Below are 6,497 nucleotides of genomic sequence, written 5' to 3'. Positions count from 1 at the left end.
CCGGCCCTCTCTCCTCCGGCCCTCTCTCCTCCGGCCCTCTCCCGCAGGACGCCCATCGCGGCGAGCCGGTCCAGGTCCTCCTCGCCGAGCGGACGCCCCGCCCTGCGCTCCAGCTCCGCCCGGTCCAGCACCTCGGCGGCGTCGGGCGCCCAGGAGGCCACCACCGCCCGGTGGATGGCCAGGTCGTGGGCGCTGAGCCCGTCCGGCAGCTGGCGCAGATAGCGCTCGATGCCGGCCAGCGTCATCCCCTGCTGCTGCAGCTCCTCGATGAGCGCGAGTCGGGACAGGTGCTCCTGGCCGTAGTGCCCCACCCGGCGCGGCCCGATCGCGGGGGGCGGCAGCAGCCCCCTGGTGCTGTAGAAGCGGACCGTCCGCACGGTGACGCCCGCCCGCGCGGCCAGCTCGTCGACGGTGAGTGCCGTTCCCCCGATGTCCGTCGCCATGCCTGCTCCTCCGGGTGCCTCGTCCACCGCCCGACGCCATCTGATGCGGTGCAACAGTATTGCTGTCTCACCTGTCCTGTGAAAGATCCCCGGTCTTGTGGGAGGTCCCCGGCCTTGAGGGAGATCTCCGGGGGAGCACCGTGCCCAAAGCGGCCGAGAGGCGGACAGAATCCGCTTCCGGTGAATGTCGGCGCATATGCGCGTTGCCGCATGCGGAAGAACGGGTAAGTAGTGGCCATGGACTTCATTCCTTACCCCGGCTCATCCCGCCCGGAGATCCCGGACCCCGCCCCCGCGGCGGGACGGGCCGAGGGCATCCGCGCGCGGGACGCCATCCTGGCCGAGGGCCGGATCCGCAGGGAGGCCCACTGCGCCACGGCTGAGACGGAACTCCGCATCGCGATCTCGGAACTGGCCTCGAACCTGGCGGGCAGGGCGCTGGAGGAGCACACCCCGCCCCCGTCCGGCGAACGCGCGCGGGAGTAGGCCCCGTCCACCGCTCCCGCCCCGCACCACCCGTCCTCCGTTCCCGAAGAACCCCTGTCGCGCGGGCAGTTGACCGGAGTACCTTCCGCCCATGCGGACACCTGTGCGCCCTCTGCGCCCCCTCATCCGGAGATCGCTCGCGACGGCGGCCACCGCCGCCCTGGCGGCCGCTCTCCTGACCCCGGCCGCCTCGGCCGCCCCACCCGCCCCGCCCGGCGCCCACAGCGCTCCGCGCGAGAGCACCCCGGTCCACTCGTACGAGGACGCGATCCGTGAGTCCGTCTGGGTGGACACCCGACTGGACGGCGACGGCGACGGAAGGACCGACCGCGTCGCCGTCGACATCGTGCGTCCCCGCGAACCCGCCCAGCAGGGCCGCAGGATCCCCGTGATCATGGACGCCAGCCCGTACTACTCGTGCTGCGGACGCGGCAACGAGAGCCAGCGCAAGACCTACGACGCCGACGGCGACATCGTCCAGATGCCGCTGTACTACGACAACTACTTCGTGCCGCGCGGCTACGCCTTCGTGGCCGTGGACCTCGCCGGCACCAACCGCTCCGACGGCTGCGTGGACGTCGGCGGACGCTCCGACGTCCAGTCCGCGAAGGCCGTCGTCGACTGGCTGAACGGCCGCGGCAAGGGCTACACCTCCCGTACGGGGAGCACGAAGGCCGAGGCCGGCTGGACCAACGGCAGAACCGGCATGATCGGCAAGAGCTACGACGGCACGATCGCCAACGGCGTCGCCGCCACCGGCGTCGAGGGCCTGGAGACGATCGTCCCGATCGCCGCCATCTCCTCCTGGTACGACTACTACTTCGCCAAGGGCGCCCCCCTCTACGACTCCGGCCCGGAGTGGCTGTCGGACTACGTGGAGAGTCCTGAGGCCCGCGCCAGGTGCGCCGCCGTCCAGCAGGAGATCGTCGACGGGGCCCCGCGCACCGGTGACCGGACGCCGTTCTGGACCGAGCGCGACTACGTGAAGGACGTCCGCAAGGTCGACGCCAGCGTCTTCGTCATCCACGGCATGCAGGACCTCAACGTCCGCCCGAAACACTTCGGCCAGTGGTGGGACGGCCTCGCGGAGAACGGCGTCGAGCGGAAGATCTGGCTGTCCCAGACCGGCCACGTCGACCCCTTCGACTTCCGCCGCGCCGAGTGGGCCGACACCCTGCACCGCTGGTTCGACCACGAACTCCTCGGCTACGACAACGGCGTCGACGACGAACCCATGGCCGACATCGAGCGCGCCCCGGACCGGTGGGTCACCTCCGACGTCTGGCCGCCGCGCGCCACCGGCACCGTGACCCTGCGCCCGGACAAGGGCGAGCAGGCGGGCGTCGGCACCCTCGGACTGCGTACCGGGTCGGGCACCGAGACCTTCACCGACGACCCGGGCCAGGACGAGAGCGACTGGGCCGCCGAGATCGACCGCTCCACGTCCGCCAAGGCCGGCTTCGTCACCAGGCCGCTCACCCGTGACGTCCGGCTGTCCGGCTCGTCCAGGGTGACCGTCACCGCCACGCCGACCACGTCGAGCGCCCACCTGTCCGCCGTCCTGGTCGACCTCGGGCCCGACACCATCAGGGACTACGCCGCCACCGGCGAGGGCATCACGACACTCACCGAGCGCACCTGCTGGGGACCGAGCACCACCGGCGACAGCTCCTGCTTCAGGGAGACCGCCGCCAGGACCGCCGCCGTCGAGCACACGGTGTTCAGCCGCGGCTGGGCCGACCTGGGCAACCACGCGTCCGCCGGGAAGGGCGAACCGCTCACCCCGGGCAAGCGGTACACCATCACCCTCGACCTGCACGCGAGCGACCACGTCGTCCCGAAGGGCCACCGGCTCGCGCTGATCGTCGCCGGTACCGACCAGGGCCTCATCGACCCGCCGTCCAGCACCCCGACGCTCACGCTCGACCTGTCCCGTACCGCGGCCCGTGTCCCGCTCGTCGGGGGCACCGCCGCCTTCGCCCGCGCCACCTCGGGATCCCCGCACATCACACCCGACGCGCTCCTCGACGGAGTCGACGGACCCCGCGCCACCCACCGCGTCCCCGGAGGCGGCAGCCGATGACACGACCGACGGCACGACGAACGGCACGACGAACGGCACGACCGGTGACACGGGCGGTGGCGGCAGGCCGTACCGCCGTCCTCGCCCTGACGGCGGCGGTGCTCGCCGCCCCCCTCCTGACCGCGCCCGCCCAGGCGGCCGAACGCCCGCCGCGCACCGGGTTCGAGCGGACCGGCGGAGCACGCTGGACGACCCAGGACGAGGAGCAGACCTTCCTCGCCGCCGTGGACCGGGCGAGCGACAGGGTCTCGCTCAGCCGCATCGGCACCACGAAGCAGGACCGCCCCGTCCAGCTCGTACGCGTCGGCGGCCGGCACGCCGCCACCACCGTGCTGCTCGTCTGCAGCCAGCACGGCGACGAGCCGTCCGGACGCGAGGCATGCCTCACCACCGTCCGCGACCTCGCCCACGCGAAGGACCCGCGCACCCGCGGCTTCCTCGACCGCACCACGCTGCTCGTCGTGCCCACCGCCAACCCGGACGGCCGGGCCGCCGGCACCCGCGGCAACAGCGACGGCGTCGACATCAACCGCGACCATCTCGCGCTGCGGACGGCCGAGGGCCGCGCCCTGGCCGCCGTCGTCCGCGACCGCGGGCCCGACGTGGTCTACGACCTGCACGAGTACGGGGCCACGCCCCCGTACTACGACAAGGACCTCTTCGACCTCTGGCCGCGCAACCTCAACACCCACCCCGCCGTGCACGACGAGGCGCGGAGGCTGTCGGGGGCGTACGTACGGCCCGCGGCCCGCGCCGCCGGTCACTCGACCGGCACGTACGGCATCTGGACCGACCCGGTGACCGGCGACCCGGTCCAGCAGGTGGCGGGCGACGGGCAGGAGCGGATCCTGCGGAACATGTCCGGCGTCAAACACGGCGTCGGGCTGCTGATCGAGAGTCGTGTCGACCCCCTGACCGAGGCGGAGAAGGCCGACGAGGCGCTCAACAACCGGCGCCGCGTCCACTCCCAACTGGCGGCACTGAACGGCCTGTTCGACTTCACGGCCGAGCGGCGCGGCCGGATCGCGGCGGCCACCTCGGCGGCCCGCCTGGCCGGTCACCGGGACACCGGACCGGTCTACACGGGAGGCGCGGACAACGATCCGGCCGAGCCGTCCGAGACCATCGGCGACCCGCCCTGCGCGTACCGGCTGACGGCGGACCAGTACGCGGACGTCGGGGACGAACTGGCCTTGCACGGCGTCAGGGTGCGGCAGGACGCGGCCGGTGGCGCGGTCGTCCCGCTGCGCCAGTCCCTGCGCTCCCTCGTCCCGCTGCTGCTCGACGAACGCGCCGCGTACCACCTGACGGCGGCGGAGCCCGACACCCGCTGCTGAGGCGGTTGCGATCGGCGGCACCTGTGGTAGGTCCTAGGCACACAAAAAGATATGTGTGGCCGAAAGCTTTCCAGGGAAGGTGCCGCCGATGACCGAAGATCTCAAGGACAGAGGAGGCCGGGGCGATTCGCCGGGCGTTCCCGGCGGCCCCGGCCACCCCCACACCGACCGCGTGGTGTTCGGTGTCACAGCCGCGCTCACCGTGGCCTTCGTGATCTGGGGGTCGGTGGCCACCGATTCCCTGGAGAGCGCCTCCTCGAACATGCTCAACGGCCTGATCCACAACGGCGGATGGGCGTTCATGCTCGCCGCCTCGGGGTTCGTGGTCTTCGCGCTGTGGCTCGCGGTCAGCCGTTACGGAAGGATCCACCTCGGCGCGGAGGGTGAGGAACCCGAGTTCCGCACCGTCTCCTGGGTGGCGATGATGTTCAGTGCCGGCATGGGCATCGGTCTGATGTTCTACGGCGTGAGCGAGCCCCTCTCGCACTACTCGACGCCCCCGCCGGGCACCGACCCCGCCGACTCCGCGGAACGCATGGAGACGGCGATGGCCACCACCCTCTTCCACTGGACGCTGCACCCGTGGGCGATCTACGCGGTGGTCGGTCTCGCCATCGCCTACAGCGCCTACCGCAAACGGCGCCGCCAGACCATCAGCGCGGTCTTCACCCCGCTCATCGGCGAGAAGCACGCGAACGGCTCGGCGGGCCGGGCGATCGACATCCTCGCCATCATCGCCACCATCTTCGGGTCGGCCGCCTCGCTGGGCCTCGGCGCCCTGCAGATCGGCTCCGGCTTCACGGAGCTGGACTGGATGGACGAGGTCAGCGACGGTCTGCTCGTCGCCATCATCGCCGTGCTGACCGTGGCGTTCGTCGCCTCGGCCGTCTCCGGCATCGAGAGGGGCATCCAGTGGCTGTCCAACATCAACATGGTGCTGGCCCTGGTGCTCGCGCTGTTCGTGTTCGTCGCGGGCCCCACGATCATCGTCCTGGACCTGCTGCCGACCTCGCTCTTCTCCTACCTCGGTGACCTGACCCAGCTGGCGGGCCGCACCGAGGCCAGCGGCGGCGAGGGCGTCGCGGACTGGCTCGGCAGCTGGACCGTCTTCTACTGGGCGTGGTGGATCTCCTGGACGCCCTTCGTCGGCATGTTCATCGCCCGCATCAGCCGCGGCCGCACCATCCGGCAGTTCGTCGGCGGTGTCATCCTGGTGCCCAGCACGGTCAGCCTCGTCTGGTTCGCGGTCTTCGGCGGTTCGGCGATGAAGCTGAAGGAGGGCGGCGCGCTCGGCGACGAGTCGACCGCCGAGGGACAGCTCTTCGGCGTCCTGCAGGAGTTCCCCGTCGCGACCGCCACCAGCCTGCTCGTGATGATCCTCGTCGGCATCTTCTTCGTCTCGGGCGCCGACGCCGCGTCCATCGTGATGGGCACGCTCTCCCAGAAGGGCGCCCTCGAACCCGGCCGCCTCGTGGTGGTGTTCTGGGGCGTGGTGACCGGGGCGGTCGCCGCCATCATGCTGCTGGTCGGCACCGAGGGCGACGCGCTCACCGGCCTGCAGAACCTCACGATCCTGGCCGCGGCGCCCTTCGTCCTCGTGATGATCGGGATGTGCGTCGCCCTCATGCGCGACCTGCGCAGGGACCCGGTCATCGTCCGCAACGAGATGGGCTCCGAAGCGGTGGAACTGGCCGTGATCGAGGGCCACCGCAAGTACGACGGCGACTTCGAGATCAGGGTGGGCCCGGGAGCCGGCACGGAAACGGAGGGCGACCCCCTGGGCCACGACCACACCTGACCCCCTCCGCACCACAACCGGGGCGCCCCGCCTCTCCAGGCACGGGGCGCCCCACGCTTTTCAGGGGCGCGGGGAACTGCGCGACCTGGGGGCACCTCCCGGCCGAAGGCTGGGGGACCACGACGCACCCGCACCCGGCACACGACCGCACCCACCCCCACCCCCACCCTTCTCCGCCCCTCCACCTCCTCAGCCGCGGACGAGCTCCAGAACGACCTCCGCACACCCCCACGCCACAGTGACCCCCGCCCCACCGTGCCCGTAGTTGTGCACCAGCATCCCGCCCCCGCCGTCCGGGGCGACCCGTTCGAGCCGCACGGCCCCCCGCACGGGCCGCAACCCCACCCGGT

At 72.0% G+C, this 6,497-nt stretch carries 5 protein-coding genes and 1 pseudogene; 4 read left to right on the top strand and 2 right to left on the bottom strand.

The features are described from left to right. Positions 1 to 443, bottom strand: a 443-nt coding sequence (locus tag HO151_RS07540) for a MerR family transcriptional regulator (RefSeq protein WP_254594784.1), incomplete at its 3' end; no start/stop codon positions are given. 237 nt (positions 444 to 680) lie between these two features. Between HO151_RS07540 and HO151_RS06595 the strand changes: the two genes are divergently transcribed. The 4 genes from HO151_RS06595 (at position 681) to HO151_RS06580 (ending at position 6,147) form a co-directional block, all read left to right on the top strand. Then, the gene (locus tag HO151_RS06595) at positions 681 to 929 is read left to right on the top strand and encodes a hypothetical protein (RefSeq protein ID WP_173895152.1); all 249 of its coding nucleotides are present in this window, start codon (positions 681 to 683) and stop codon (positions 927 to 929) included. Between the two features lie 91 nt (positions 930 to 1,020). Beyond that, entirely contained in the window at positions 1,021 to 3,012 is a 1,992-nt protein-coding gene (locus tag HO151_RS06590; RefSeq protein ID WP_173895151.1) for a Xaa-Pro dipeptidyl-peptidase, read from the top strand. Between the two features lie 56 nt (positions 3,013 to 3,068). Next, positions 3,069 to 4,349, top strand: a complete 1,281-nt coding sequence (locus tag HO151_RS06585) for a M14 family metallocarboxypeptidase (RefSeq protein WP_368039444.1) — start codon at positions 3,069 to 3,071, stop codon at positions 4,347 to 4,349. Positions 4,350 to 4,437: 88 nt separating this feature from the next. Continuing rightward, a complete protein-coding gene (locus HO151_RS06580; RefSeq protein ID WP_173895149.1) occupies positions 4,438 to 6,147 on the top strand; it encodes a BCCT family transporter in 1,710 nt (569 codons plus the stop codon). Positions 6,148 to 6,336: 189 nt separating this feature from the next. Here HO151_RS06580 and HO151_RS07535 read toward each other — a convergent pair. Next, positions 6,337 to 6,497, bottom strand: a pseudogene (locus HO151_RS07535) (amino acid oxidase); the annotation flags it as partial.

It is taken from the genome of Streptomyces sp. 8P21H-1 (assembly GCF_013302945.1).
Note: the sequence above shows the minus strand (reverse complement) of the source record. Positions and strands in the feature narration are given on the sequence as shown.

Bases quoted from the DNA above. Each gene is read 5' to 3' on its own strand.
- HO151_RS06595 (WP_173895152.1), top strand. From the start codon at position 681: ATGGACTTCATTCCTTACCCCGGCTCATCCCGCCCGGAGATCCCGGAC.
- HO151_RS06580 (WP_173895149.1), top strand. From the start codon at position 4,438: ATGACCGAAGATCTCAAGGACAGAGGAGGCCGGGGCGATTCGCCGGGC.
- HO151_RS06590 (WP_173895151.1), top strand. From the start codon at position 1,021: ATGCGGACACCTGTGCGCCCTCTGCGCCCCCTCATCCGGAGATCGCTC.